The sequence below is a fragment of the Neorhizobium sp. S3-V5DH genome, from assembly GCF_004343065.1.
In the GTDB taxonomy this organism is placed as follows: Bacteria; Pseudomonadota; Alphaproteobacteria; order Rhizobiales; family Rhizobiaceae; genus Neorhizobium; species Neorhizobium huautlense.
On sequence record NZ_SMCL01000023.1, the window covers coordinates 50426 to 76187 of the forward strand.

Genomic DNA, 25762 nt, shown 5'->3' on the forward strand with positions numbered 1-25762 from the left:
CTTCTCTTACTTCTTACGGTCGTGGCGGGAGCGCATAATGAACTTGTCGGTGGACTTGTTCGAACGAGTGCGCTTGCCCTTGGTCGGCTTGCCCCACGGGGTGACCGGATGACGGCCACCGGAGGTGCGGCCTTCACCACCGCCGTGCGGATGGTCGACCGGGTTCATGACGACGCCGCGGTTATGCGGACGCTTGCCGCGCCAGACGGTGCGACCAGCCTTGCCGTCGTTGATGTTGCCGTGGTCCGGGTTGGAAACGGCGCCGACGGTTGCAAGGCACGAGCCCGGCACCAGGCGCTGTTCACCCGAGTTCAGGCGGAGGATCGCCATGCCGGCATCGCGGCCGACGAGCTGCACGTAAGTGCCTGCCGAACGGGCGATCTGACCGCCCTTGCCCGGCTTCATTTCGACGTTGTGAACGATCGAGCCGACCGGGATGTACTGCAGCGGCATGGTGTTGCCCGGCTTTACGTCGACAGCCTTGTCGGATGCGATGACCTTGTCGCCCGCAGCAAGGCGCTGCGGTGCGAGGATGTAGGCCAATTCGCCGTCCTCGTACTTGACGAGCGCGATGAACGCGGTGCGGTTCGGGTCGTATTCCAGACGCTCGACCGTGCCTTCGACGTCGAACTTGCGACGCTTGAAGTCGACCAGGCGGTAAGTACGCTTGTGACCGCCGCCGATGAAGCGGGCGGTGATGCGACCGAGGTTGTTACGGCCGCCACTCTTGGAGAGACCTTCCGTCAGCGTCTTGACAGGCTTGCCCTTCCAAAGGCCGGACCGGTCGACGATGACCAGCTGACGCTGGCTCGGGGTCGTCGGGTTGAAGCTTTTCAATGCCATTATCTTATACCTCAGAGACCGGTGGAGACGTCGATCGTCTGACCTTCGGCCAGGGTCACGACAGCCTTCTTTACGTCCTTCTGCTTGCCGATGAAGCCGCGGAACCGCTTCACCTTGCCCTTGCGGACAAGCGTGTTGACGGCCGTGACCTTCACGCCGAACAGCGCCTCTACGGCAGCCTTGATCTCCGGCTTGGAAGCAGTCTTGGCAACGTTGAAGACGACCTGGTTCTGCTCGGATGCCAGCGTCGACTTTTCGGTGATCGCCGGCGAGACGATCACATCATAGTGGCGAAGATCCGTCATTTGAACCGCTCCTCCAGAGCTTCTACCGCAGCCTTGGAAAGCACGAGCTTGCCGCGGCGCAGGATGTCGTAAACATTGATGCCCTGAACCGGCAGAACATCGACGTTCGGGATGTTCTGAGCGGCGAGCTTGAAGTTGTTGTCGAGCTCGGCGCCGCCGATGAAGAGCGCGTTGGTGAAGCCGAGTTCGGCGAAGGAACCGGCCAGAGCCTTGGTCTTCGCTTCAGCGGCCACCAGGTTGTCGACAATGATGAGGTCTTCCGACTTCATCTTTGCAGACAGGGCGTGGCGCAGGGCGAGAGCGCGAACCTTCTTGGGAAGATCATGCTCGTGACTGCGGACGACCGGACCATGAGCACGGCCACCGCCACGGAACTGCGGAGCGCGGGCCGAATGGTGACGAGCGCGGCCCGTACCCTTCTGCTTGTACATCTTCGCACCGGTGCGGGAAACTTCCGAACGGCTCTTGGTCTTGTGGCTGCCCTGCTGCTTCTTGGCGAGCTGCCAACGAACCATGCGGGCCAGAATGTCTTCGCGGGGATCGAGGCCGAAAATCTCGTCCGACAGGGAGACCTTGCCGGCGTCTTTTCCCTCGAGGGTCTTGACGTTGTATTCCATTGTAGCTGGCTCCCTTACTTCGCGGCCGACTTGACGGCGTCGCGAACGACGATCCAAGCGCCCTTGGAGCCGGGTACGGCGCCCTTGACGAGGATCAGGCCACGGTTCTCGTCGGTGGAGACGATCTCGAGGTTCTGGGTGGTGACACGCGTCTGGCCCATATGACCAGCCATGCGCTTGCCCTTCCAGACCTTGCCCGGATCCTGGTTGTTACCAGTCGAACCATGCGAACGGTGCGAAACGGACACACCGTGCGTGGCACGCAGACCACCGAAGTTGTGACGCTTCATGGCGCCGGCAAAACCCTTACCGATCGAGGTACCGGTGACGTCCACCAGCTGACCGGCCGTGAAATGATCGGCCTTCAGCTCAGTGCCGACATCGATCATGTTGTCTTCGGAAACGCGAAACTCGACGAGCTTCGCCTTCGGCTCGACATTTGCGACGGCAAAGTTGCCGCGCATCGCCTTGGAGGTGTTCTTTACCTTCGCCGTGCCGGCACCGAGCTGAACGGCGGTGTAGCCATTCTTCTCAACGGTGCGGTGTGCGACGACCTGGCAGTTCTCCAGCCGCAATACGGTTACCGGGATATGCTCGCCGGCGTCGTTGTAGACGCGGGTCATTCCCACCTTCTGTGCAATTACACCCGAACGCATCGGTTCAATCCTTCTCACTCAGTCTGAAACCGAAGTCTCAGAGCTTGATCTCAACATCGACACCAGCGGCGAGATCGAGCTTCATCAGCGCGTCTACCGTCTGCGGTGTCGGGTCAACGATATCGAGAAGGCGCTTATGGGTGCGCATCTCGAACTGCTCGCGGCTCTTCTTGTCGATGTGGGGGGACCGGTTAACCGTAAACTTCTCGATGCGGGTCGGAAGCGGAACGGGGCCCCGGACGCTAGCACCGGTGCGCTTCGCCGTCGACACGATCTCGCGCGTGGAAGCATCGAGAATCCGGTGATCGAACGCCTTCAGGCGAATGCGGATATTTTGGCCGTTCATTCGACGTTATCCTTGTTGTCTGTTATCCACGTGCCGAACGAAAGGCACGGGTTTGTTCTTTTTCCTAAGGCGGACCACCGGTTTCAAAGATCGAAGGGGACACCGAGCCGGTATCCCTTTCCACTCTCCGGGCCTTTCGACCCACCTTATATTTTGATTGCTGCCCCGATAGCGAAGCAGGGGCAAATCGCGCTCGCGCGCCATTTGCTACATTTTTATGTCATAAGCAAGCGGCTAAACGGCCGCTTGCTTAAAAGAATTCATGCATCCGGCGCAGATCTGGTCTGCACCGGCCCCATCATCTCTTACTCGATGATGGAAGCGACGATGCCGGCGCCGACGGTGCGGCCGCCTTCGCGGATGGCGAAGCGCAGCTTTTCTTCCATCGCGATCGGCACGATCAGCTCGACGTCAACGGTGACGTTGTCGCCAGGCATGACCATTTCCGTGCCTTCCGGCAGCGTCACGATGCCCGTCACGTCCGTCGTGCGGAAGTAGAACTGCGGACGGTAGTTGGTGAAGAACGGCGTATGACGGCCGCCTTCTTCCTTCGTCAGGATGTAGGCTTCGGCCTTGAACTTCTTGTGCGGCTTGACCGAACCCGGCTTGCACAGGATCTGGCCACGCTCGACGCCGTCACGGTTTACACCGCGGATCAGCGCGCCGATGTTGTCGCCGGCCTGGCCCTGGTCGAGCAGCTTGCGGAACATTTCAACGCCGGTCACCGTCGTCTTCGAGGTCGGACGAATGCCGACGATCTCGACTTCTTCGCCAACCTTGACGATGCCGCGCTCGACGCGGCCGGTCACGACCGTACCACGGCCGGAGATCGAGAACACGTCTTCGATCGGCATCAGGAACGGCTGATCGATCGGGCGCTCGGGCGTCGGGATGTAGGCATCAACCGCTGCCATCAGCTCGCGGATCGCGTCTTCGCCGATCTTCTTGTCCGAATCTTCAAGAGCAGCAAGAGCCGAACCCTTGATGATCGGGATGTCGTCGCCCGGGAAGTCGTAGGACGACAGAAGTTCGCGCACTTCCAGTTCGACGAGCTCGAGAAGCTCGGCATCGTCAACCTGGTCGACCTTGTTGAGGAACACGACGATTGCCGGAACGCCGACCTGACGGGCGAGCAGGATGTGCTCGCGGGTCTGCGGCATCGGGCCGTCGGCGGCCGAGCAAACCAGGATCGCGCCGTCCATCTGCGCCGCACCGGTGATCATGTTCTTCACATAGTCGGCGTGGCCGGGGCAGTCGACGTGCGCATAGTGGCGGTTCGGCGTCTCGTATTCGACGTGCGCCGTCGAAATGGTGATGCCACGGGCCTTTTCTTCAGGAGCCGCGTCGATCTGGTCATAGGCCTTGTATTCGCCGAAATACTTCGTGATCGCGGCCGTCAGCGACGTCTTGCCATGGTCAACGTGACCGATCGTGCCAATGTTGACGTGAGGCTTGTTGCGCTCAAACTTGCTCTTTGCCATTTCCGGCTCTCCGTTCTTGTCCCCGTCAGGGGTTATTCTCTCATTTGATAGGGCGGATTACTCCGGTCACTTCTGACCGGAGTACTTGGCCTGAATTTCATTCGCGACGTTCGTCGGGACCGGCGCATAGTGATCGAAAGTCATCGAGTACTGGGCGCGGCCTTGGCTCATGGAGCGCAGGTTGTCGACGTACTTGAACATGTTCGCCAGCGGCACGTGGGCATTGATCACAACGGCAATGCCGCGCGATTCCTGGCCCTGGATCTGGCCACGGCGGGAGTTCAGGTCACCGATCACGTCACCGACGTAATCTTCCGGCGTTACGACTTCGACCTTCATCATCGGCTCGAGGAGCTGAGCGCCAGCCTTCTTGGCTGCTTCACGGAAGCAGGCGCGGGAAGCGATTTCGAACGCGAGAACCGAGGAGTCGACATCGTGGAAGGCGCCGTCGATGAGGGTCGCCTTGACGCCCAGCATCGGGAAGCCTGCCAGCGGACCAGACGACAGGACGCTTTCGATACCCTTCTGAACGCCCGGGATGTATTCCTTCGGAACAGCACCGCCAACGATCTTGGATTCGAAGACGAAATCGTCGCCGTCCGGGTTCGGTTCGAACACCAGCTTGACGCGGGCGAACTGACCGGTACCACCGGACTGCTTCTTGTGGGTGTAGTCCTCTTCGTGCTTCTTCGTGATGGTTTCACGATAAGCAACCTGCGGAGCACCAACAGTCGCTTCCACCTTGAACTCGCGACGCATACGGTCGACGAGAATGTCGAGGTGAAGTTCGCCCATGCCGGCGATGATGGTCTGGCCGGACTCTTCGTCGGTCTTGACGCGGAAGGACGGATCCTCGGCAGCCAGACGGTTGAGCGCGAGGCCCATCTTTTCCTGGTCGCCCTTGGACTTCGGCTCGATGGCGATCTGAATGACCGGCTCGGGGAATTCCATACGCTCCAGGATAACCGGCTTCAGCGGATCGCAAAGCGTATCGCCCGTGGTGGTTTCCTTGAGGCCTGCGAGAGCAACGATGTCGCCGGCGAAAGCTTCTTCGATGTCTTCGCGGGAGTTCGAGTGCATCTGCAGCATACGGCCGACGCGCTCGCGCTTTTCCTTGACCGTGTTCATCAGCGACGAGCCCTTTTCGAGCTTGCCCGAGTAGATACGGCAGAAGGTGAGCGAACCGACGAAGGGGTCGTTCATGATCTTGAACGCGAGCATCGAAAGAGGCTCGTTGTCGTCGGCATGGCGGTCGATTTCGGCTTCGGTCTTGACGTCGATGCCCTTGATCGCCGGAATGTCTGCCGGGGACGGCAGGAATTCGACAACGGCGTCGAGGAGCGGCTGAACGCCCTTGTTCTTGAAGGCGGAGCCGCAGAACATCGGGAAGAACTTGACGTCGATCGTGCCGCGACGGATGAGCGCACGGATCTTATCGTTGTCCGGCATGATGCCGTTCAGATAGTCTTCCATGGCCTGCTCGTCGATTTCGACGACGGTTTCGATCATCTTTTCGCGGAATTCTTCGGCGCGTGCCTTCAGATCTTCCGGAATCTCGACGACGTCCCACTGGGCGCCGAGCGATTCATCACGCCAGACGAGAGCGTTCATCTCGATGAGGTCGACAACGCCCTTGAATTCGGTTTCAGCGCCGATCGGCAGCTGGCAGACGACAGCAGTCGCACCGAGGCGGGTCTTGATCATCTCGACGGAGCGGTAGAAGTCTGCGCCGGTCTTGTCCATCTTGTTGCAGAAGATCATCCGCGGGACGTTGTACTTGTCGGCCTGGCGCCAGACAGTTTCCGTCTGCGGCTCGACACCTGCGTTGGCGTCGAGGAGAGCGACCGCACCGTCGAGCACGCGCAGCGAACGCTCGACTTCGATCGTGAAGTCGACGTGGCCGGGGGTGTCGATGATGTTGAAGCGGCGCATCTTGCCGTCACGGCCCTTCCAGAAGGTCGTGGTGGCAGCGGACGTGATGGTGATGCCGCGTTCCTGCTCCTGCTCCATCCAGTCCATGGTGGCTGCGCCATCGTGAACTTCACCGATCTTGTGCGACTTGCCGGTGTAATAAAGGATACGCTCGGTGGTCGTCGTCTTGCCGGCGTCGATGTGCGCCATGATACCGAAATTGCGGTAGTCTTCGATTTTATATTCGCGAGCCATAGGACTGCCTTTCGAAATTCGATCGGGTGAAGATTACCAACGGTAATGCGAGAACGCGCGGTTTGCGTCGGCCATCTTGTGCGTGTCTTCACGCTTCTTGACGGCGCTGCCGCGATTGTTTGCGGCATCCATAAGTTCACCGGAAAGACGATCGACCATGGTCGTTTCGTTACGCTTGCGAGCAGCAGCGATCACCCAGCGGATCGCGAGAGCCTGACGGCGCTCCGGACGAACGTCGACCGGAACCTGGTAGGTTGCACCACCAACACGGCGCGAGCGAACTTCGACATGCGGCGCGACGTTGTCGAGCGCCTGATGGAAGATACCCAGCGGGTCGGCCTTGGACTTGCCCTGCACGGCGTCGAACGCGCCATAGACAATGTTTTCAGCCACGGACTTCTTGCCGTGGAGCATGATCGCATTCATGAACTTCGTGACGACGAGATCACCGAACTTCGGGTCCGGGTTGATCTCACGCTTTTCTGCACGATGGCGTCGGGACATACTTCTTCTCGTCTCTTAAAATGTTGCTGGCGCTTTATCACGCGGAGAACCTCGCGCAGCGCCGGATAGGATGAAATCCGAAGGATTACTTCGGACGCTTTGCACCGTACTTCGAACGGCGCTGCTTGCGGTTCTTGACGCCCTGGGTGTCGAGAACGCCGCGGATGATGTGATAACGAACGCCCGGCAAGTCCTTTACGCGGCCGCCACGGATCATCACGACCGAGTGTTCCTGAAGGTTGTGACCTTCACCCGGGATGTAGCCGATGACTTCGAAGCCGTTGGTCAGGCGGATCTTGGCGACCTTACGCAGAGCCGAGTTCGGCTTCTTCGGGGTCGTCGTATAAACGCGGGTGCAAACGCCGCGCTTCTGCGGGTTTTCCTGCAGAGCAGGAACCTTGTTGCGCTTTACCTGTGCCTGACGCGGCTTGCGGATCAGCTGGTTTACGGTAGGCATATAACCATCCCTTGCAAAATCTTCTTCCAAGCCCTTGCGGGCCATTCTGATGCCGTTGCCGGCGACGACACACACATCTCCTCATGCGCAAAACGTGGCCCGATCCGCTTTTCCGGATGGACCACAAAAGGCAGAGGACGCATTCCTCATGCGTCATGCGTGCAGCATTCGTGTCTTCAACGTGCGTATGGAACCGTGTTTGAGGCCAAACTCCGGAACGAGTCATCCCGGACGGACAAGCCTCACATCGCTTCCGATGCGGGGCGTTTACTGTTTTCCCCCCTGCCCGTCAAGGGCTGCACCGAAAATAATGCCTGAAACCCGGGGTTCCAGCCTTCAACCGGACGCAAGTTGCCCTGTTTTACAATTTTTTGTGGCCCTGCGCATTAATATTTGGGAATCGCCGGCAATCGACTAAACAGAGGGGGAACTTTCCGTCCGGCTTCTGTCTTGGACGTAATTGGGAATCAAGCCGCGGAGACGACGATGATCAGCACGCCCGACAATGACAACCGGCTCGATGCACCTATGGTGTTCATCATCATCGGCAAGGGCTACGAAGTGAAGGGCGGCGAAGGCGTCGAGCTTCACATCATGCTTCGCGCACCAGACGACGATTCGGCTGTCCGCGAAGCACTCAATGCCCTCTCGGAAGAAGGCTTCCTCGAAGCGGATCTCGATCAGATCGGCGTTCTCACCGACGAACCCACCGAGGAACCACATGCTTCGGCTTATCAGGGGGCGCTCGAAGGAGAAGTGGCGATCATACGTTTCGATTAACAGAGGCAAACAGCCAACAGCGAACGATCTGCCGATCTACCAGCTGCAGGCGGAGAAATTCAACAAAAACGCCCGGATGTCCTCCGGGCGTTTTCTTATTCGTTTTTTCGAGAAGGCGAGCGCTCGAACCGAGCGCCCTACCCTCGCCGTTATTCCGCAGCCGGAGCGTTTTCGCCCGCCAGGTCCTGAAGCATCGGCGTTGCCGCCGATGCGCCGGTGCCCTTCTTGCGCTCCTCGATAATGAGGTCGTCGCGCGAAGTGGCGATACGGCGGATCTGGGTCATGGTGCCGCCCGTACCGGCCGGGATGAGACGACCGACGATGACGTTCTCCTTGAGACCCTGCAGCGTGTCCATCTTGCCGGCGATCGCAGCTTCCGTGAGAACCTTGGTGGTTTCCTGGAAGGATGCGGCCGAGATGAAGGACGGCGTCTGCAGCGATGCCTTGGTGATACCGAGCAGAACCGGCTCGCCGTAAGCGGGCTTCTTGCCTTCTTCGGCAAGACGCTCGTTGGCATCTTCCAGCTCGATCCGGTCGACATTGTCACCCACGATGTACTGGCTGTCGCCGGCATCGGTGATCTCGACCTTCTGCAGCATCTGGCGGACGATCACCTCGATGTGCTTGTCGTTGATCACAACGCCCTGCAGTCGGTAGACTTCCTGGATTTCGTTCACGAGGTAGGAAGCCAGAGCCTCCACGCCCTTGATGGCCAGGATGTCGTGCGGCGCCGGATTGCCGTCGAGGATGTAGTCGCCCTTCTCGATGTAGTCGCCTTCCTGAAGGTGGAAGGGCTTGCCCTTCGGAATCAGGTATTCGACCGGTTCGACACCGTCTTCCGCCGGCTCGATCATGACGCGACGCTTGTTCTTGTAGTCGCGGCCGAGACGGATCGTACCATCGATCTCAGCGATGATGGCGTGATCCTTCGGACGACGGGCTTCGAAGAGCTCGGCGACGCGCGGCAGACCACCGGTGATGTCCTTGGTCTTGGCGCTTTCCATCGGCACACGGGCAAGAACGTCGCCCTGGGAGACCTTGGCGCCCGGCTCGACCGACAGAATGGCGTCGACCGATAGGTTGAAGCGGGCTTCGCCACCGCGGGCCAGCTTCATGATGTTGCCGGACGCGTCCTTGATGACGATCGCAGGCTTCAGGTCCGTACCGCGCGGCGTCGAACGCCAGTCGATAACCTGGCGCTTGGTGATGCCGGTGGATTCGTCGGTGGATTCCGAAACCGAGATCGAGTCGATCACGTCTTCGAACTGAACCGTACCTTCCACTTCCGTCATCATCGGGCGTGTATAGGGGTCCCACTCCGCCAGACGCTGACCGCGGCGAACCTTGTCGCCGTCATCCACGAACAGCTTCGAACCGTAAGCGACGCGCTGCGAGGAACGCTCGACGCCGCGCTCGTCGAGAATGGTGACCGCCATGTTGCGGCCCATCGCGACGAGAACGCCTTCGGAGTTCCGCAACATGTTGCGGTTCTTGATCTGGATCGTGCCTTCGTACGACGCTTCCAGGAACGACTGGTCGACCACGTTTGCCGTACCTCCCAGGTGGAAGGTACGCATGGTGAGCTGAGTGCCCGGCTCGCCGATCGACTGAGCCGCGATGACACCGACGGCTTCGCCCATGTTGACCGGAGTACCACGGGCCAGATCTCGGCCGTAGCAGACCGAGCAGACGCCCGTCTGGACTTCGCAGGTCAGTGCCGAACGGATTCGGATCGACTGGATACCAGCCTTTTCGATCTCGATGACATCCGGCTCGAGAATCATCTTGCCGGCATCGACGATACGGGCACCCGTGACCGGATGATCGATATCGTCAAGTGCGGTACGGCCGAGAACGCGGGCACCGATCGAAGCCACGACCTGGCCGGCGTCAACGATCGCCGTCATGGTGAGACCGGCTTCGGTGCCGCAATCGACCATGTTGACGATGCAGTCCTGCGCCACGTCGACGAGACGGCGGGTCAGGTAACCGGAGTTCGCGGTCTTCAAGGCGGTATCTGCGAGACCCTTACGGGCACCGTGGGTCGAGTTGAAGTACTCGTTAACGGTCAGGCCTTCCTTGAAGTTCGAGATGATCGGCGTTTCGATGATCTCGCCCGACGGCTTGGCCATCAGGCCGCGCATGCCGCCCAGCTGGCGCATCTGGTTCGGAGAACCGCGGGCACCCGAGTGCGACATCATGTAGATGGCGTTCATCTGCTTCTGGCGACCGGTTTCCGGGTCGAATTCGACGGCCTTGATGCGGGCCATCATGTCTTCAGCGACCTTCTCGGTGGCCTTACCCCAGGCGTCGACGACCTTGTTGTACTTCTCGCCCTGGGTGATCAAGCCGTCGTTGTACTGCTGCTCGTATTCCTTCACCAGGGTTTCGGTGTCACCGACGATCTTTGCCTTGGTTTCCGGAATGATCATGTCGTCCTTGCCGAACGAAATGCCGGCGCGGCAGGCATGGGTGAAGCCGAGCTGCATGATGCGGTCGCAGAAAATGACCGTGTCCTTCTGGCCGCAGTGACGGTAGACCGTGTCGATCATCTTGGAGATGTTCTTCTTGGTCATTTCCTGATTGCAGATGTCGAAGGGCACGTTGACGTTCTTCGGCAGCAGTTCGCCGATGATCATGCGGCCGGGGGTCGTTTCATAGATCTTGGAAACCGGCTTGCCTTCGGCATCCACGGTCTTGAAGCGACCGCGGATCTTGGCATGCAGGGTGACGACCTTGTTTTCCAGCGCATGGTGCAGTTCGCCCATGTCGGAGAAAACCATGCCTTCGCCCGGCTCGTTCTGGTTCATGATCGAGAGGTAGTAGAGGCCGAGAACCATGTCCTGCGAAGGAACGATGATCGGCGCGCCGTTGGCCGGGTGCAGGATGTTGTTCGTCGACATCATCAGCACGCGGGCTTCGAGCTGGGCTTCGAGCGACAGCGGCACGTGAACGGCCATCTGGTCGCCGTCGAAGTCGGCGTTGAAGGCCGTGCAGACGAGCGGGTGCAGCTGGATCGCCTTGCCTTCGACCAGGATCGGTTCGAAGGCCTGGATGCCCAGGCGGTGCAGCGTCGGTGCGCGGTTCAAGAGAACCGGGTGCTCGCGGATGACCTCGTCGAGGATATCCCAGACTTCCGGCTTTTCCTTTTCAACCAGCTTCTTGGCCTGCTTGACGGTCGAGGAGTAACCCTTGGCGTCGAGGCGGGCATAGATGAACGGCTTGAACAGTTCGAGCGCCATCTTCTTCGGCAGGCCGCACTGGTGCAGCTTCAGTTCCGGACCGGTCACGATGACCGAACGGCCGGAATAGTCGACGCGCTTGCCGAGCAGGTTCTGACGGAAGCGGCCCTGCTTGCCCTTGAGCATGTCGGACAGCGACTTCAGCGGACGCTTGTTGGCACCAGTGATGACGCGGCCACGGCGGCCGTTGTCGAAGAGCGCGTCCACAGATTCCTGCAGCATGCGCTTTTCGTTGCGGATGATGATGCCGGGAGCGCGCAGTTCGATCAGGCGCTTCAGACGGTTGTTACGGTTGATGACGCGGCGATAGAGATCGTTCAGATCGGACGTCGCGAAACGGCCGCCGTCCAGCGGCACCAGCGGACGCAGGTCCGGCGGGATGACCGGAACGACCTTCATGATCATCCATTCCGGGCGGTTGCCGGATTCGATGAAGTTCTCCACGATCTTCAGACGCTTCATCAGCTTCTTCTGCTTGAGATCCGACGTGGTGTCGGCAAGCTCCGAACGCAGGTCGCCGGCAATCTTCTCGAGGTTCATGGATGCAAGCATCTCATAGATGGCCTCGGCGCCGATCATCGCCGTAAACTGATCTTCGCCGTATTCGTCGACGGCGATCATGTATTCTTCTTCGGAAAGAAGCTGGTTTTCCTTCAGCGCGGTCAGGCCCGGCTCGGTCACGATGTAGTTCTCGAAATAGAGAACACGCTCGACATCCTTCAGCGTCATGTCGAGAAGGGTGGCGATGCGGGACGGCAGCGACTTCAGGAACCAGATATGGGCAACGGGAGCGGCGAGCTCGATATGGCCCATGCGCTCACGGCGAACGCGGGACAGCGTCACTTCGACACCGCACTTTTCGCAGATGATGCCCTTGTACTTCATGCGCTTGTACTTGCCGCAAAGGCACTCGTAGTCCTTGATCGGCCCGAAGATGCGCGCGCAGAAGAGGCCGTCGCGTTCAGGCTTGAACGTGCGGTAGTTGATGGTCTCCGGCTTTTTGATTTCACCGTAGGACCAGGAGAGAATCTTCTCCGGGGACGCGATCGAGATACGGATCGAGTCAAAGTGCTGCGCAGGCACCTGCGGATTGAAAAGATTCATGACCTCTTGGTTCATGCCTATCTCCTTTAGGGGCGGAAGCCCTTGGCTTGCGATCGGTACGGTCCAGATTCCCGGGCGGACAGTCCGATGCTCTAAAACGGTCATAGCCGCGAAATGCGGCGAAAGTTCCCCGACACGGCCGGCGAGCCGGCGGCGGGAGCGGCGCGCGCCATCGTCGGGCGCGCGCCTTTTCCTAGATTATTCTGCAGCGTCAGGCAGTTGCTGGCCGCCCTCGCCCGCCTCGATCTTCGAGTTTTCGAGTTCGACCGAGAGACCCAGCGAGCGCATTTCCTTGACGAGAACGTTGAAGCTCTCCGGAATGCCGGCCTCGAACGTGTCGTCACCACGGACGATCGCCTCGTAGACCTTTGTACGACCCGCCACGTCGTCCGACTTCACGGTCAGCATTTCCTGCAGCGTGTAGGCGGCGCCGTAAGCTTCCAGTGCCCAGACCTCCATTTCCCCGAAGCGCTGGCCGCCGAACTGCGCCTTGCCGCCCAGCGGCTGCTGAGTAACGAGCGAGTACGGACCAATCGAACGGGCGTGGATCTTGTCGTCCACGAGGTGGTTCAGCTTGATCATGTACATGTAGCCGACGGTGACCTTACGGTCGAAGGCTTCACCGGTACGGCCATCGTACAGGACCGACTGACCCGACGGATCGAGACCAGCCTTCTTCAGCATGGAAGCCACGTCCGGTTCGTGAGCGCCGTCAAAGACCGGCGTCGCGATCGAAACACCGCGCTTCGACTGCTCGGCGAGACGGACGAGAGACTCGTCGTCGAAGTTCGCGACTTCGTCATTCGCCATGCTCTCGTAGACGTCTCTCAGCTCGCGCTTGAGGTCCGTGATGTCGCTCGACTTCTTGTACTCTTCGAGCATCTGACCGATGCGCTTGCCCATACCGGCGCAAGCCCATGCGAGATGCGTCTCAAGAATCTGGCCGACGTTCATGCGCGAAGGCACGCCGAGCGGGTTCAGGACGATATCGACATGGGTACCGTCTTCGAGGAACGGCATGTCCTCGACCGGCACGATGCGCGATACGACGCCCTTGTTGCCGTGACGGCCGGCCATCTTGTCGCCCGGCTGGATCTTACGCTTCACAGCGACGAAGACCTTGACCATCTTCATGACGCCCGGAGGCATTTCGTCGCCGCGCTGGACCTTCTCGACCTTGTCCATGAAGCGCTGTTCAAGGCGCGACTTGGATTCGTCGTACTGGCCGCGGAGCGCTTCGATTTCGCCCTGCACCTTTTCGTCCTCGACTGCGAACATCCACCACTGCGAGCGGGGATATTCGGAGATGACGGCGTTGGTGAGCTCGATACCCTTCTTGAAGCCCTTCGGACCGGCAACCGACATCTGGCCGCGCAGCATGTCCGTCAGACGGCCATAGACGTTGCGGTCGAGGATTGCCTGTTCGTCGTCGCGGTCCTTGGCGAGGCGCTCGATTTCCTCACGCTCGATCGCCATGGCGCGTTCGTCCTTCTCCACACCGTGACGGTTGAAGACTCGGACTTCCACGACCGTGCCGAACGTGCCCGGAGGCATGCGCATGGAAGTGTCGCGAACGTCGGAGGCCTTTTCACCGAAGATGGCGCGCAGAAGCTTTTCTTCCGGCGTCATCGGGCTTTCGCCCTTCGGGGTGATCTTGCCGACGAGGATGTCGCCCGGCTGGACTTCGGCGCCGATGTAAACGATGCCGGCTTCGTCGAGATTCTTCAGCGCTTCTTCCGAAACGTTCGGAATGTCGCGCGTGATTTCTTCCGGACCAAGCTTGGTGTCACGCGCCATCACTTCGAATTCTTCGATGTGGATGGAGGTGAACACGTCGTCCGACACGATGCGTTCGGAGAGCAGGATCGAGTCTTCGTAGTTGTAGCCGTTCCAGGGCATGAACGCGACGAGCGCGTTGCGGCCGAGCGCCAAGTCGCCCAGGTCCGTAGACGGACCGTCGGCAATGATGTCGCCCTTGTTCAGGATGTCACCGACGGCGACCAGCGGACGCTGGTTGACGCAGGTGTTCTGGTTCGAACGCTGGAACTTCTGCAGACGATAGATATCGACACCCGACTTCGACGGATCGAGGTCTTCGGTCGCGCGGATAACGATACGGGTCGCATCGACCTGGTCGACCACGCCGCCACGGCGGGCAGCAATAGCGGCACCGGAGTCGCGAGCAACGACCGGTTCCATGCCCGTGCCGACAAACGGCGCTTCGGCGCGTACCAGTGGCACGGCCTGACGCTGCATGTTCGAGCCCATGAGGGCGCGGTTGGCGTCGTCGTTTTCCAGGAACGGGATCAGCGCGGCTGCAACCGAAACGAGCTGCTTCGGCGAGACGTCCATCAGGTTGATGGTGTCGCGCGGCGACAGCATCACTTCGCCCGCATGACGGCAGACCACGAACTCTTCTACGAACGAACCGTTCTTATCCAGTTCGGCATTCGCCTGGGCGACATAATACTTCGCCTCTTCCATGGCGGAGAGGTAAAGCACGTCGTTGGTCACCTTGCCGTCCACGATCTTGCGGTACGGGCTTTCGATGAAGCCGTACTTGTTGACGCGGGCGAAGGTGGCAAGCGAATTGATCAGACCGATGTTCGGGCCTTCCGGCGTCTCGATCGGGCAGATACGGCCGTAATGGGTCGGATGAACGTCGCGGACTTCGAAGCCGGCACGCTCGCGGGTCAGACCACCCGGGCCAAGGGCCGAAAGACGGCGCTTGTGGGTGATTTCCGAGAGCGGGTTCACCTGGTCCATGAACTGCGACAGCTGCGAGGAACCGAAGAATTCGCGAACGGCGGCAGCTGCCGGCTTGGCGTTGATCAGGTCCTGCGGCATGACAGTATCGATCTCGATCGAGGACATGCGTTCCTTGATCGCGCGCTCCATGCGGAGCAGACCGAGACGGTACTGGTTTTCCATCAGTTCGCCGACGGAGCGAACGCGGCGGTTGCCGAGGTTGTCGATGTCGTCGATTTCACCCTTGCCGTCGCGCAGTTCGACAAGCATCTTGACCACGGCCAGGATGTCGTCCTTGCGCAACGTGCGGACAGTATCGGCAACGTCGAGATCGAGACGCATGTTCATCTTCACGCGGCCGACGGCGGAGAGGTCGTAACGCTCCGCATCGAAGAACAGCGAGTTGAACATGGCTTCTGCCGATTCCATGGTCGGCGGTTCACCGGGGCGCATGACGCGGTAGATGTCGAAGAGAGCGTCCTGGCGGTTCTCGTTCTTGTCGGCAGCGAGCGTATTGCGGATATAGGCGCCGACATTGATGTGATCGATGCCGAGAACCGGAATTTCGTCGAAACCGGCATTGAGGATGACCGGCAGGGTCTTCTCGTCGATCTCGTCGCCGGCTTCGAGATAAATCTCACCGGTTTCCATGTTGACGATGTCTTCGGCGAGATAGTTGCCGTAAAGATCGTCATTGGTTGCCTTGAGCGCCTTGAGGCCCTTGTCCGACAGCTGCCGGAGCAGACGTGGGGTCAGCTTCTTGCCGGACTCGACGACCACTTCGCCGGTGTCGGCGTCGATCATGTCGGAAAGCGTCTTGGCACCCTTGAGGGTTTCAGGCTGGAACGGAATCCGCCAGCCATCGCCATCGCGCTCGTAGTTGGACTTGGAATAGAAGGTCGACAGAATGTCTTCGCCGTCCATCCCGAGCGCCATCAGCAGCGAAGATACCGGAATCTTGCGGCGGCGGTCGATACGGGCATAAACGATGTCCTTGGCGTCGAACTCGATGTCGAGCCAGGAACCGCGATACGGGATTACGCGAGCGGCGAAAAGCAGCTTGCCCGACGAATGGCTCTTGCCCTTGTCGTGGTCGAAGAAGACGCCCGGCGAGCGGTGCATCTGGGACACGATCACGCGTTCGGTACCGTTCACGATGAACGTACCGTTGTCGGTCATCAAAGGCATGTCGCCCATATAGACGGACTGTTCCTTGATGTCCTTGATGGACTTCGAGCCGGTATCCTCGTCGATATCAAACACGATGAGACGCAGGGTCACCTTTAAAGGCGCCGCATAGGTCAGATCGCGCTGACGGCATTCCTCGACGTCGAACTTCGGCGGTTCGAATTCGTAGGACACGAATTCCAGCATCGAGGCGCCGGAAAAATCGGTGATCGGGAAGACAGACTTAAAGACGGCGTTCAGACCTTCGTCCGGGCGGCCGCCCTTCGGCTCGTCGACCATCAGGAACTGGTCATAGGATGCCTTCTGAACCTCGATAAGGTTCGGCATCTCGGTGACTTCAGGGATTTTACCAAAAAACTTGCGTACGCGCCTACGACCATTAAAGGAAAGGGTCTGAGCCATCGTCGCTCCTTCAAAATTGCATCCGGGCCTGCAACGGACGGGATTCGCTGGCCATTCGATCTCCCGTCGACATGGTATTCTCAATCTCGTCCCGTCTCCCAAACGCGCCGGCCGGATTGCCTAAAAGCGGTTCGGTTTGGGACCATCCTCTTGAGAACCCATTACCCAGGGACCGTGCCAGACGGTTCCTGGGTAATATGTTCGGAGGAAATCGGTGGGAGAGAGATAGTCCCTCTCCCACCGCATTCCAGTATTACTTGACGTCGACCTTAGCGCCGGCATCCTCAAGCTTCTTCTTGAGGTCAGCAGCTTCAGCCTTGGAAACGCCTTCCTTAACAGCCTTCGGAGCGCCTTCGACGAGGTCCTTGGCTTCCTTGAGGCCGAGGCCGGTGATGGCGCGGACTTCCTTGATGACGTTGATCTTGTTGGCGCCGGCATCCGTCAGGATGACGTCGAACTCGGTCTTTTCTTCTTCGGCCGGAGCAGCAGCACCAGCAGCGCCGCCAGCGGCAGCAACAGCGACCGGAGCAGCGGCAGAAACGCCCCACTTTTCTTCGAGCATCTTGGAAAGCTCAGCAGCTTCCAGGACGGTGAGAGCAGAGAGGTCTTCAACGATCTTTGCGAGATCAGCCATTTTCTAGTTCCTTATATTCGGTTCGATCTGGTTTGATTTGAACAGCAAAAAACCACCTTAAGCGGCTTCTTCGTCCTTCTTGGCGTAGGCCGCGAACACGCGCGCAAGCTGGCTTGCCGGTGCGGCGACAACCGTAGCGACGCGGGTAGCCGGGGCATTCAAGAGGCCCAGCAGCTTGCCGCGAAGCTCGTCCAGCGAAGGCAGGGTCGCAAGCGACTTGACCGCATCCGCAGTGAGCGTGGTTGCACCCATGGCACCACCGAGAACAACGATCTTGTCGTTGGTCTTGGCGAAATCCATGACGACCTTCGGAGCCGTGACCGGGTCTTCGCTGAATGCGATCAGCGTCTGACCCTTGAAGAGATTTGACATCCCTTCCGACTCCGTACCCTGAAGAGCGATCTTGGCCAGGCGGTTTTTCGCGACTTTGACGGTGCCGCCAGCAGCGCGCATCTTCGAACGAAAATCGTTCATCTGCGCAACTGTGACACCAGCATAGTGGGCCACGACAACCGAACCGGAAGCCTTGAAGACTTCGTTCAGCTCCGTGACAAATTCGCGCTTTTCCGCTCTTTCCACTGTCTGTCTCCAGTTGACGGGACCGCAATCCTGCAGGCCCCATCGGTTTGCCTTTGCCTCAAGGGATCCAAACATGTCGGACCCCGAGCGACGCTTGAGGATCCTGTCCCCTCGCTCTGTCGCCGAACGGCTACAGGCACAAGGCACACTAGGCTCGAACCGAAACCGAAAGCGCCGCGGCGCTTGTCAAAATCGGGTCTTACCCGTCTCATGCAGGCAATTAAGGCCTAAGCCACCTGCAATCTCGGACAGGAATTCCGGATTTCTCCGGAAATTCCGGTCCCGAAGGACCGGAATTCAGTCTTTCCAACGCCCGAAGGCGCCGGAAAATTCTTGTTAGACCGTAACCGTCGACGGGTCGATCTTGACGCCCGGACCCATGGTCGACGAAATCGCTACGCGCTTGACGTAGTTGCCCTTCGCGCCGGCCGGCTTGGCCTTGATGACGGCGTCAGCGAAGGCCTTGATGTTTTCTTCAAGAGCCTTGGCTTCGAAGGAAGCCTTGCCGATGCCGGCGTGAACGATACCAGCCTTTTCGACGCGGAATTCGACAGCGCCGCCCTTGGAAGCCTTCACGGCGCCAGTGACGTCCATGGTGACGGTTCCGACCTTCGGGTTCGGCATCATGCCGCGGGGGCCGAGCACCTTGCCGAGACGGCCGACGAGCGGCATCATGTCCGGGGTCGCAATGCAGCGATCGAAATCGATCTTGCCGCCCTGGACGATCTCGAGGAGATCCTCCGCACCAACGATGTCGGCACCGGCAGCCTTGGCTTCGTCAGCCTTGGCACCACGCGCGAAAACGGCAACACGAACGTCACGGCCGGTGCCGTTCGGCAGGTTGACCACGCCGCGGACCATCTGGTCTGCGTGACGCGGATCGACGCCGAGGTTCATGGCGATTTCGATCGTTTCGTCGAACTTGGCGACGGCACGTTCCTTGACCATCGAGATGGCGTCGTTGAGGGCAACCAGCTTGGTGGGATCAACGCCTTCGCGGATCTTCTGAATACGCTTTGCAAGCTTTGCCATGTTACGCCACCACTTCCAGGCCCATGGCGCGGGCAGAGCCCTCGATCATGGCCATTGCGCCTTCGATGTCCGCGGCGTTCAGGTCCTTCATCTTGGCTTCGGCGATCGACTTGATCTGAGCCTTGGTGAGGGTACCGGCCTTGGCGCCCTTGCCCGGCGTCTTGGAACCGGAGGTGATCTTCGCTTCCTTCTTCAGCCAGTAGCTGACCGGCGGCTGCTTCATCGCGAAGGTGAAAGACTTGTCCTGGTAATAGGTGATGACGACCGGGATCGGCATACCCTTTTCCATTTCCTGCGTCGCGGCATTGAACGCTTTGCAGAATTCCATGATGTTAATGCCACGCTGACCAAGCGCCGGGCCGATCGGCGGGGACGGGTTTGCCGATCCTGCCTTGACCTGAAGCTTGAGCTGGCCTGCTACTTTCTTAGCCATTTCTCTCTGCCTTTCGTTATGGACCGGTCGCCCGGCCCGACATGCCGGCCTTCGCCGGCGGCTGCGGTTGCGTGGTTCGGCCAAAATGCCCGGCTAAGGCACCATCCCTCCCACGCGGTTGCGGCAAATGCCGCACGAGACCCGCCGCATCAGCGACCGGTCCCATTTTCAAGATCATCAGACCTTTTCGACCTGTGCGTATTCCAGCTCGACCGGCGTCGCACGACCAAAGATCGAAACTTCCACCTTAAGGCGGGACCGCTCTTCGTCGACATCCTGCACGGTGCCGTTGAAGGAAGCGAAAGGACCATCCGAGACGCGAACCTGCTCGCCGATCTCAAAGGTAATCGAGGACTTCGGCCGTTCGACACCCTCCTGAACCTGGCCAAGAATGCGCTCGGCTTCAAAGTCCGGGATCGGAACCGGCTTGTTGTCGGAACCGAGGAAGCCGGTCACCTTCGGAGTGTTCTTAATCAGGTGATAGGCTTCGTCCGTGAGATTTGCACGGACAAGCACGTAACCCGGGAAGAACTTGCGCTCGGAATCGACCTTGCGACCCCGGCGAACCTCTACGACCTTCTCGGTCGGCACGAGGATCTTCTCGAACAAATGCTCAAGCCCCTTCTGGCGAGCCTTGTTCTCGATGTCCTCGGCAACCTTCTTCTCAAAATTCGAATATGCGTGGACGATGTACCAGCGCGCCGCCATCTTTATTCTCCAGAATCAAACGCTGACGTTCAGTACCAAACGTAACAACCAGCCCAGAAGCTGGTCCGCAGCGAAGAAAAACAGCGCAGCGAAAACAACCATCACCAGCACCATGGCCGTAGAGATCATGGTCTCGCGACGAGACGGCCAATGAATTTTCGACGCCTCGGAGCGCACCTGGCGCAGAAACGTGACGGGATTGGTTTTGGATGCCATCGATTGCCCACGCAATTACGGCACGTAAAGCTGACCACGCTCAGCCCCACGCACCGCGTGTCTGTTTTGCCTACATAAACACCACTTCCCCTTTACACAAGAGGGAAAACAGTGTTCGATGAAATTTCGCCGATTTGAACGGCAACCACTTCCAAACGATCCCGCCGCGGATATTTCGCGCCAATCATCAGAAAAATGGCAGGGGCAGAGGGGCTCGAACCCCCGACCTGCGGTTTTGGAGACCGCCGCTCTACCAACTGAGCTATACCCCTTCAACCAGCCGGCATGTGAACCGAACGCATCGCTCCACCGCCAGCAGGCTAGGCGCTCCCTTTAAGGGGATGCGCCCCGCTTTGCAAGAGCGTTTTTTAATATCCCAGCCTTCTATCTCAGGTTTCTGTTGCGCGGCTCAGGGGCATCCGCAAAGCGACCCACGGAGAGAACCGGCTCAGGCCGGCCAACGAGAATTTCCTTGCCCGGCAGATCCAGCCCACCCGACAAAATGCCGGGCTGCACATTCCTTTCGGGCGCAAAGGGAAGACGCCGCCAGGAGAGGCGCGGCGGCTTTTCCACATAGGCGCCAGGCTCATTGACCAGACCTTCGCGGATGCGGTGGACGATCGTCTCGACCGCGAGCTTGCGCCCTTCCGAATGATAGAAGTTGCCCTTTACCTGAATCGTCGCCGCAATCGTCTTGATGAAATCGCGCAGCAGTTCGGCGTCGATCGGTTCCGGATGCCGCCAGAAGCTGTCGAGCCCACCCTGATGGGTGAGGCCCGGAATATCATAGATTGCGGCACCCAGGGCAATTGTCGGCACGCCGGCGCGAAGACTCTGGAGGCCGGTGGTGGAGTTGACGATGATCACTCCTGCCGAACGCTTAAGGATACCGCCCAGCTCCCCTTCCTCGATAAAGAACACTCGCTCGCTGATGCGGAAATCTTCCGCCAGCTTGGCGACGACCTTGCCCCATCGTTCAAGATCATTATCGAGAGGATGCTGCTTTATCAGAAGCCTCGCTCCCTCGGGAGCGTTTCGTGCGAAGGACCGGAAAACCTGCTGCAGCATCTGGGAGAGATGCCGATAGGGCGAATTGGCGCGGATCTGGTAATCGCTCTGCAATTGCAGGGCAACAAGATAGGTCGGCGGAGACTGCTCCGTCCAGAAGTCTTCCGGCAAGCGGTGACGGCGGCGCATCATGCGTGGAAGCCAGGACATGTAATCGAACAAAGGATCGTAATACTTGTCGGCACGATAGAGCGGGAACATCAGGCGCCCGAAATAGGCTCCGAGGTTGTAGACGACCTCGCTGGTCGCTTCCTGGCCGAAAGTGTGGCCGTAACGCGCCTGCAGATCAGGAACATCGAGCTTTGCGGCAATCTGGCGAATGTGGTCCGGATCATTCGGAAAATGCGAGAATCGCCCCATTCCGTCACGTTCGAGCGTGATCCAATCGGGTCTCAGATAACCGAACTCTACCGCATGGCAGCGGACGCCGAGCTTGCGGCCAACCCGCGCGGCAAGACGATGATAGGGAAGCCGATCAGCATAATAGAGAATATCGGTGATGCCCTCGCGGCGAATCAGGTTCGCCAGATAGCGCGGCCAGGCCCTCAGCGACCCCCGGTAATTGATCGCTCCCCGCTTGAACCAGAAGAGCTGATCGCCAAACGAGAAGTTCACCCTCTTGGTACCGATCCCCTGCGCCTCAAACGCCCCAGCCAGTTCGCGCCAGAAAACCGATGGAGGACCTTGAAGGAACAGAACTTTGGTCATGCGATAGCCGATGCTGCTTGAGACTGAACCAACGACAAGCCTGCGAAAAGCGATTTCAATTGCGCGAAGGCCGATATACACCGAGCGGGTATTTTCACGAAGGTCACCCTCCCGTCAATGCTCAACCACACGCTCCTCATCATTCCACAGGTTGTGTGACATGAAAGCCCGCACGTTCCTGTTCCTCCAAGGTCCTGCCTCGCCATTCCTGAAGCGGCTGGCAGAAACAGTTGAAAACAAAGGAGCTTCGGTCCGAAAGATCAGCCTCTGCCTCGGGGATGTGGTCTTTTGGTGGCCAAAGGCCAGTGACTTCTTTCGCGGCCATGCAAATGATTGGCCAGTGTATCTTAATTGCTACATCCGTGATCACAATATCACCGACATCGTCATGTTGGGTGATGGCCGCGCGCCTCATGCGGCCGCGGCCGAACTCGGGATACGAGCCGGGCTTCGCGTCCATATTCTGGAGCACGGCTATCTCAGACCGGACTGGCTGACGATCGAGCCGGACGGGATGTCCGGGCACTCCCGCTTTCCCACGAGCCCGGAGGACATAAGAGAGCTGGCAGCCGGCAGGCCGGCGGTTTCCTCCGAAAAGCTCTATCCTTCGAGCTTTCTGACCTATGCCCTTTACGACCTTGCATTCCATATTCCCAACGTCGCCCTCGGGTGGCTCGTCCATCCGCACTATCGCACCCACGGGCCGGTTCATCCGGTGGTCGAATACAGCGGCTGGATCTGGAAGGCATTGACACGCCGCAAGCGCCGGCAAGAAGCCGAAACGGCAATCGAAGCCTGTCTGTCCGCCCAAAACAAGGCTCCTGCCGTACCCTTCTACTTCTTTCCGCTGCAGCTGCCAGGCGACTATCAGATCAGGCACCACGCGCCGGGCGGAGATCTCTTCAGGCTGGCGGACGCGGCGATCCGTTCTTTTGCCGAACACGCGCCTGCGGGCAGCCGGCTTCTCTTCAAGATCCATCCGATCGACAATGGCCTCTCACGCTGGCCAAGCCGCATCGGTCTCTCGGCAAAAGACCGCGGCATTGCCGATCGCGTCTTCGTTGCCGACGGCGGCGATACGGACATGCTGATCGCAAAATCTACTGGCGTGGTAACCGTCAATTCAACGGTCGGTCTGACGGCGCTGGCTGCCGGGAAACCGGTCATCGCGCTGGGCTCCGCGATCTACGACGTGCCGGGCCTCACCTTTCAGGAAAGCCTTGCGGCCTTCTGGCAGAACCCGACCGCTCCAGATCCGGAATTGTTCGACGCCTTTACGCAAGCGCTTGCCTGGACCACGCAGGTCCGTGGCGGCTTCATCGGACAACAGGCCATCAATGCCGGGGTCGAGAATGTCGCCGCGCGTCTCCTGGAAACCGAAGAAAGGCTCCCCCTCACCTTCCGCAAGCCGCGCGACACGCCTCACTACCGTTATGAGAGCGAACTCTTCGGCTAATTGATCGGCCGATCTTGCGCCTCCCCCAACGTGAAGCTCCAAAGCAAAAGGCCCCGCCGTTTCCGGCAGGGCCCTCTTATTTCAATTCCGGTATCGCTTACTCGATGATGGAAGCGACGATGCCGGCGCCGACGGTGCGGCCGCCTTCGCGGATGGCGAAGCGCAGCTTTTCTTCCATCGCGATCGGCACGATCAGCTCGACGTCAACGGTGACGTTGTCGCCAGGCATGACCATTTCCGTGCCTTCCGGCAGCGTCACGATGCCCGTCACGTCCGTCGTGCGGAAGTAGAACTGCGGACGGTAGTTGGTGAAGAACGGCGTATGACGGCCGCCTTCTTCCTTCGTCAGGATGTAGGCTTCGGCCTTGAACTTCTTGTGCGGCTTGACCGAACCCGGCTTGCACAGGATCTGGCCACGCTCGACGCCGTCACGGTTTACACCGCGGATCAGCGCGCCGATGTTGTCGCCGGCCTGGCCCTGGTCGAGCAGCTTGCGGAACATTTCAACGCCGGTCACCGTCGTCTTCGAGGTCGGACGAATGCCGACGATCTCGACTTCTTCGCCAACCTTGACGATGCCGCGCTCGACGCGGCCGGTCACGACCGTACCACGGCCGGAGATCGAGAACACGTCTTCGATCGGCATCAGGAACGGCTGATCGATCGGGCGCTCGGGCGTCGGGATGTAGGCATCAACCGCTGCCATCAGCTCGCGGATCGCGTCTTCGCCGATCTTCTTGTCCGAATCTTCAAGAGCAGCAAGAGCCGAACCCTTGATGATCGGGATGTCGTCGCCCGGGAAGTCGTAGGACGAGAGAAGTTCGCGCACTTCCAGTTCGACGAGCTCGAGAAGCTCGGCATCGTCAACCTGGTCGACCTTGTTGAGGAACACGACGATTGCCGGAACGCCGACCTGACGGGCGAGCAGGATGTGCTCGCGGGTCTGCGGCATCGGGCCGTCGGCGGCCGAGCAAACCAGGATCGCGCCGTCCATCTGCGCCGCACCGGTGATCATGTTCTTCACATAGTCGGCGTGGCCGGGGCAGTCGACGTGCGCATAGTGGCGGTTCGGCGTCTCGTATTCGACGTGCGCCGTCGAAATGGTGATGCCACGGGCCTTTTCTTCAGGAGCCGCGTCGATCTGGTCATAGGCCTTGTATTCGCCGAAATACTTCGTGATCGCGGCCGTCAGCGACGTCTTGCCATGGTCAACGTGACCGATCGTGCCAATGTTGACGTGAGGCTTGTTGCGCTCAAACTTGCTCTTTGCCATTGAAAGCTTCCTGTGAACATAAGAGGTGAACCCGGCGGGCGGGTTTGGTGTCGCCGTTTAAGGCTTTCCACCAGAATGCGCAAGACATAATTACGACGCGTGCCGGGACAAGGGCATCGCGCAAAATGGATGCGGAATGCCCACGGAATATGCGCTTTCGGCAGTGAACAAAGCGTATGAAACGGCGTAGATGACGGGCAGATGAAGTCAGGACCGGGAATCGCCCCGACGGAAATGCTGGCCGCTGGCCGCCGTTTCATGGAATCCTATTTGCCGGCAGCTTTCAGAGAGCTGATGAGCGCCAGCAGCTCTTCGGCGTGCTTTTCCTGCTCGCCCTTGGTCCCCCAATAGGTGATGACCAGCAGCTTGCCCCGCTTCGGCGAGACGAGCGACAGGCCGATGCTCGCCGGGCCGTCCTTGTCCGTACCGCTCCAATCGAAATTCGACATCTTCATGCCGTTGAAGGTATCTTCCGACTGCTTCTGGGTGGCTGGATCGATCGTCACGCCATTGTCGTCCAAAAAGGCGATCGCATCCTCAATCACCTTGTCGGTCGTTTTTTCGTCGGCGACATCGATCGAGAGATAGATCGCTTCATCCTCCGACGTCGCCTGGATTCCGGTCTCGGTTTCTTCCGGGCTCCAGGAGTCGGGGATGGTGATTTCTGCAACAGGCGCATCGCTTGGAAACCGCATGGTTTCTGCGAAGGATACAGACGGCAGCAGCATGGTCGCGAATGCCGCGGCGGCAATTATTTTCTTCATGGACGAACTTCCATTCAAGGAGGAGGCGGCTTCAGGAGCCAAGCATGAAGCT

At 59.5% G+C, this 25762-nt stretch carries 22 protein-coding genes and 1 tRNA gene; 2 read left to right on the forward strand and 21 right to left on the reverse strand.

Going from position 1 to position 25762, the window contains the following annotated elements; all coding sequences use genetic code 11:
- Window positions 1-6: 6 nt before the first annotated feature.
- The 9 genes from rplB to rpsL form a co-directional block, all read right to left on the reverse strand.
- Window positions 7-843: a 50S ribosomal protein L2 gene (gene rplB / locus EDE09_RS23470; protein WP_105374402.1), complete on the reverse strand. Its 837-nt coding sequence runs from the start codon at window positions 841-843 to the stop codon at window positions 7-9.
- A gap of 11 nt (window positions 844-854) precedes the next feature.
- The gene (locus EDE09_RS23475; RefSeq protein WP_037151093.1) at window positions 855-1148 is read right to left on the reverse strand and encodes a 50S ribosomal protein L23; all 294 of its coding nucleotides are present in this window, start codon (window positions 1146-1148) and stop codon (window positions 855-857) included.
- Window positions 1145-1765, reverse strand: a complete 621-nt coding sequence (gene rplD / locus EDE09_RS23480; protein WP_105374401.1) for a 50S ribosomal protein L4 — start codon at window positions 1763-1765, stop codon at window positions 1145-1147. The genes EDE09_RS23475 and rplD overlap by 4 nt, the downstream gene beginning before the upstream one ends.
- A gap of 14 nt (window positions 1766-1779) precedes the next feature.
- Entirely contained in the window at window positions 1780-2421 is a 642-nt protein-coding gene (gene rplC, locus EDE09_RS23485) for a 50S ribosomal protein L3 (RefSeq protein WP_105374400.1), read from the reverse strand.
- 37 nt (window positions 2422-2458) lie between these two features.
- Window positions 2459-2767: a 30S ribosomal protein S10 gene (rpsJ, locus tag EDE09_RS23490; RefSeq protein ID WP_003547547.1), complete on the reverse strand. Its 309-nt coding sequence runs from the start codon at window positions 2765-2767 to the stop codon at window positions 2459-2461.
- A gap of 305 nt (window positions 2768-3072) precedes the next feature.
- Window positions 3073-4248 (reverse strand): elongation factor Tu, encoded by a 1176-nt coding sequence (gene tuf, locus EDE09_RS23495; RefSeq protein WP_105374399.1) that lies wholly within the window; start codon window positions 4246-4248, stop codon window positions 3073-3075.
- Between the two features lie 66 nt (window positions 4249-4314).
- The gene (gene fusA, locus EDE09_RS23500; RefSeq protein ID WP_105374398.1) at window positions 4315-6414 is read right to left on the reverse strand and encodes an elongation factor G; all 2100 of its coding nucleotides are present in this window, start codon (window positions 6412-6414) and stop codon (window positions 4315-4317) included.
- Window positions 6415-6447: 33 nt separating this feature from the next.
- On the reverse strand, window positions 6448-6918 hold the full coding sequence (gene rpsG / locus EDE09_RS23505) for a 30S ribosomal protein S7 (protein WP_037151038.1): 471 nt from the start codon (window positions 6916-6918) through the stop codon (window positions 6448-6450).
- Window positions 6919-7003: 85 nt separating this feature from the next.
- Window positions 7004-7375 carry a 30S ribosomal protein S12 gene (rpsL, locus tag EDE09_RS23510; protein WP_003507760.1) on the reverse strand — a complete coding sequence of 124 codons (372 nt, stop codon included), beginning with the start codon at window positions 7373-7375 and terminating at the stop codon, window positions 7004-7006.
- A gap of 486 nt (window positions 7376-7861) precedes the next feature.
- Between rpsL and EDE09_RS23515 the strand changes: the two genes are divergently transcribed.
- The gene (locus EDE09_RS23515) at window positions 7862-8155 is read left to right on the forward strand and encodes a transcriptional regulator (RefSeq protein WP_105374397.1); all 294 of its coding nucleotides are present in this window, start codon (window positions 7862-7864) and stop codon (window positions 8153-8155) included.
- 149 nt (window positions 8156-8304) lie between these two features.
- Here EDE09_RS23515 and rpoC read toward each other — a convergent pair whose 3' ends face one another.
- The 10 genes from rpoC to EDE09_RS23565 all read right to left on the reverse strand — a co-directional run bounded on the left by rpoC (window position 8305) and on the right by EDE09_RS23565 (window position 22217).
- Window positions 8305-12516 (reverse strand): DNA-directed RNA polymerase subunit beta', encoded by a 4212-nt coding sequence (gene rpoC / locus EDE09_RS23520; protein WP_105374396.1) that lies wholly within the window; start codon window positions 12514-12516, stop codon window positions 8305-8307.
- 183 nt (window positions 12517-12699) lie between these two features.
- Window positions 12700-16839, reverse strand: coding sequence for a DNA-directed RNA polymerase subunit beta (gene rpoB, locus EDE09_RS23525; RefSeq protein ID WP_105374395.1), 4140 nt, complete (start codon window positions 16837-16839; stop codon window positions 12700-12702).
- A gap of 253 nt (window positions 16840-17092) precedes the next feature.
- Complete coding sequence (gene rplL / locus EDE09_RS23530) at window positions 17093-17473, reverse strand: 50S ribosomal protein L7/L12 (protein WP_105374394.1); 381 nt, start codon at window positions 17471-17473, stop codon at window positions 17093-17095.
- Window positions 17474-17530: 57 nt separating this feature from the next.
- Window positions 17531-18052, reverse strand: coding sequence for a 50S ribosomal protein L10 (gene rplJ / locus EDE09_RS23535; RefSeq protein WP_105374393.1), 522 nt, complete (start codon window positions 18050-18052; stop codon window positions 17531-17533).
- Between the two features lie 336 nt (window positions 18053-18388).
- A complete protein-coding gene (gene rplA / locus EDE09_RS23540) occupies window positions 18389-19084 on the reverse strand; it encodes a 50S ribosomal protein L1 (RefSeq protein WP_112803726.1) in 696 nt (231 codons plus the stop codon).
- Between the two features lies 1 nt (window position 19085).
- On the reverse strand, window positions 19086-19517 hold the full coding sequence (gene rplK / locus EDE09_RS23545) for a 50S ribosomal protein L11 (protein WP_105374391.1): 432 nt from the start codon (window positions 19515-19517) through the stop codon (window positions 19086-19088).
- A gap of 177 nt (window positions 19518-19694) precedes the next feature.
- A complete protein-coding gene (nusG, locus tag EDE09_RS23550; RefSeq protein WP_105374390.1) occupies window positions 19695-20225 on the reverse strand; it encodes a transcription termination/antitermination protein NusG in 531 nt (176 codons plus the stop codon).
- A 15-nt stretch (window positions 20226-20240) separates the two neighbouring features.
- Entirely contained in the window at window positions 20241-20441 is a 201-nt protein-coding gene (gene secE / locus EDE09_RS23555) for a preprotein translocase subunit SecE (RefSeq protein WP_105374389.1), read from the reverse strand.
- A 196-nt stretch (window positions 20442-20637) separates the two neighbouring features.
- A tRNA-Trp gene (locus EDE09_RS23560) sits at window positions 20638-20713 on the reverse strand.
- Window positions 20714-20825: 112 nt separating this feature from the next.
- Window positions 20826-22217 carry a capsular biosynthesis protein gene (locus EDE09_RS23565; protein WP_112803728.1) on the reverse strand — a complete coding sequence of 464 codons (1392 nt, stop codon included), beginning with the start codon at window positions 22215-22217 and terminating at the stop codon, window positions 20826-20828.
- A gap of 160 nt (window positions 22218-22377) precedes the next feature.
- Between EDE09_RS23565 and EDE09_RS23570 the strand changes: the two genes are divergently transcribed.
- Window positions 22378-23673: a capsular biosynthesis protein gene (locus EDE09_RS23570; RefSeq protein WP_132413045.1), complete on the forward strand. Its 1296-nt coding sequence runs from the start codon at window positions 22378-22380 to the stop codon at window positions 23671-23673.
- A gap of 97 nt (window positions 23674-23770) precedes the next feature.
- Here EDE09_RS23570 and tuf (EDE09_RS23575) read toward each other — a convergent pair whose 3' ends face one another.
- Window positions 23771-24946 carry an elongation factor Tu gene (gene tuf / locus EDE09_RS23575; RefSeq protein WP_105374399.1) on the reverse strand — a complete coding sequence of 392 codons (1176 nt, stop codon included), beginning with the start codon at window positions 24944-24946 and terminating at the stop codon, window positions 23771-23773.
- Window positions 24947-25212: 266 nt separating this feature from the next.
- Window positions 25213-25710 (reverse strand): histidine kinase, encoded by a 498-nt coding sequence (locus EDE09_RS23580; protein ID WP_105374386.1) that lies wholly within the window; start codon window positions 25708-25710, stop codon window positions 25213-25215.
- Between the last annotated feature and the right edge of the window lie 52 nt (window positions 25711-25762).

Coding starts and splice junctions, on each gene's coding strand:
- rplB (WP_105374402.1), bottom strand. CDS start 843: ATGGCATTGAAAAGCTTCAACCCGACGACCCCGAGCCAGCGTCAGCTG.
- EDE09_RS23475 (WP_037151093.1), bottom strand. CDS start 1,148: ATGACGGATCTTCGCCACTATGATGTGATCGTCTCGCCGGCGATCACC.
- rplD (WP_105374401.1), bottom strand. CDS start 1,765: ATGGAATACAACGTCAAGACCCTCGAGGGAAAAGACGCCGGCAAGGTC.
- rplC (WP_105374400.1), bottom strand. CDS start 2,421: ATGCGTTCGGGTGTAATTGCACAGAAGGTGGGAATGACCCGCGTCTAC.
- rpsJ (WP_003547547.1), bottom strand. CDS start 2,767: ATGAACGGCCAAAATATCCGCATTCGCCTGAAGGCGTTCGATCACCGG.
- tuf (WP_105374399.1), bottom strand. CDS start 4,248: ATGGCAAAGAGCAAGTTTGAGCGCAACAAGCCTCACGTCAACATTGGC.
- fusA (WP_105374398.1), bottom strand. CDS start 6,414: ATGGCTCGCGAATATAAAATCGAAGACTACCGCAATTTCGGTATCATG.
- rpsG (WP_037151038.1), bottom strand. CDS start 6,918: ATGTCCCGACGCCATCGTGCAGAAAAGCGTGAGATCAACCCGGACCCG.
- rpsL (WP_003507760.1), bottom strand. CDS start 7,375: ATGCCTACCGTAAACCAGCTGATCCGCAAGCCGCGTCAGGCACAGGTA.
- EDE09_RS23515 (WP_105374397.1), top strand. CDS start 7,862: ATGATCAGCACGCCCGACAATGACAACCGGCTCGATGCACCTATGGTG.
- rpoC (WP_105374396.1), bottom strand. CDS start 12,516: ATGAACCAAGAGGTCATGAATCTTTTCAATCCGCAGGTGCCTGCGCAG.
- rpoB (WP_105374395.1), bottom strand. CDS start 16,839: ATGGCTCAGACCCTTTCCTTTAATGGTCGTAGGCGCGTACGCAAGTTT.
- rplL (WP_105374394.1), bottom strand. CDS start 17,473: ATGGCTGATCTCGCAAAGATCGTTGAAGACCTCTCTGCTCTCACCGTC.
- rplA (WP_112803726.1), bottom strand. CDS start 19,084: ATGGCAAAGCTTGCAAAGCGTATTCAGAAGATCCGCGAAGGCGTTGAT.
- rplK (WP_105374391.1), bottom strand. CDS start 19,517: ATGGCTAAGAAAGTAGCAGGCCAGCTCAAGCTTCAGGTCAAGGCAGGA.
- nusG (WP_105374390.1), bottom strand. CDS start 20,225: ATGGCGGCGCGCTGGTACATCGTCCACGCATATTCGAATTTTGAGAAG.
- secE (WP_105374389.1), bottom strand. CDS start 20,441: ATGGCATCCAAAACCAATCCCGTCACGTTTCTGCGCCAGGTGCGCTCC.
- EDE09_RS23565 (WP_112803728.1), bottom strand. CDS start 22,217: ATGACCAAAGTTCTGTTCCTTCAAGGTCCTCCATCGGTTTTCTGGCGC.
- EDE09_RS23570 (WP_132413045.1), top strand. CDS start 22,378: ATGAAAGCCCGCACGTTCCTGTTCCTCCAAGGTCCTGCCTCGCCATTC.
- tuf (WP_105374399.1), bottom strand. CDS start 24,946: ATGGCAAAGAGCAAGTTTGAGCGCAACAAGCCTCACGTCAACATTGGC.
- EDE09_RS23580 (WP_105374386.1), bottom strand. CDS start 25,710: ATGAAGAAAATAATTGCCGCCGCGGCATTCGCGACCATGCTGCTGCCG.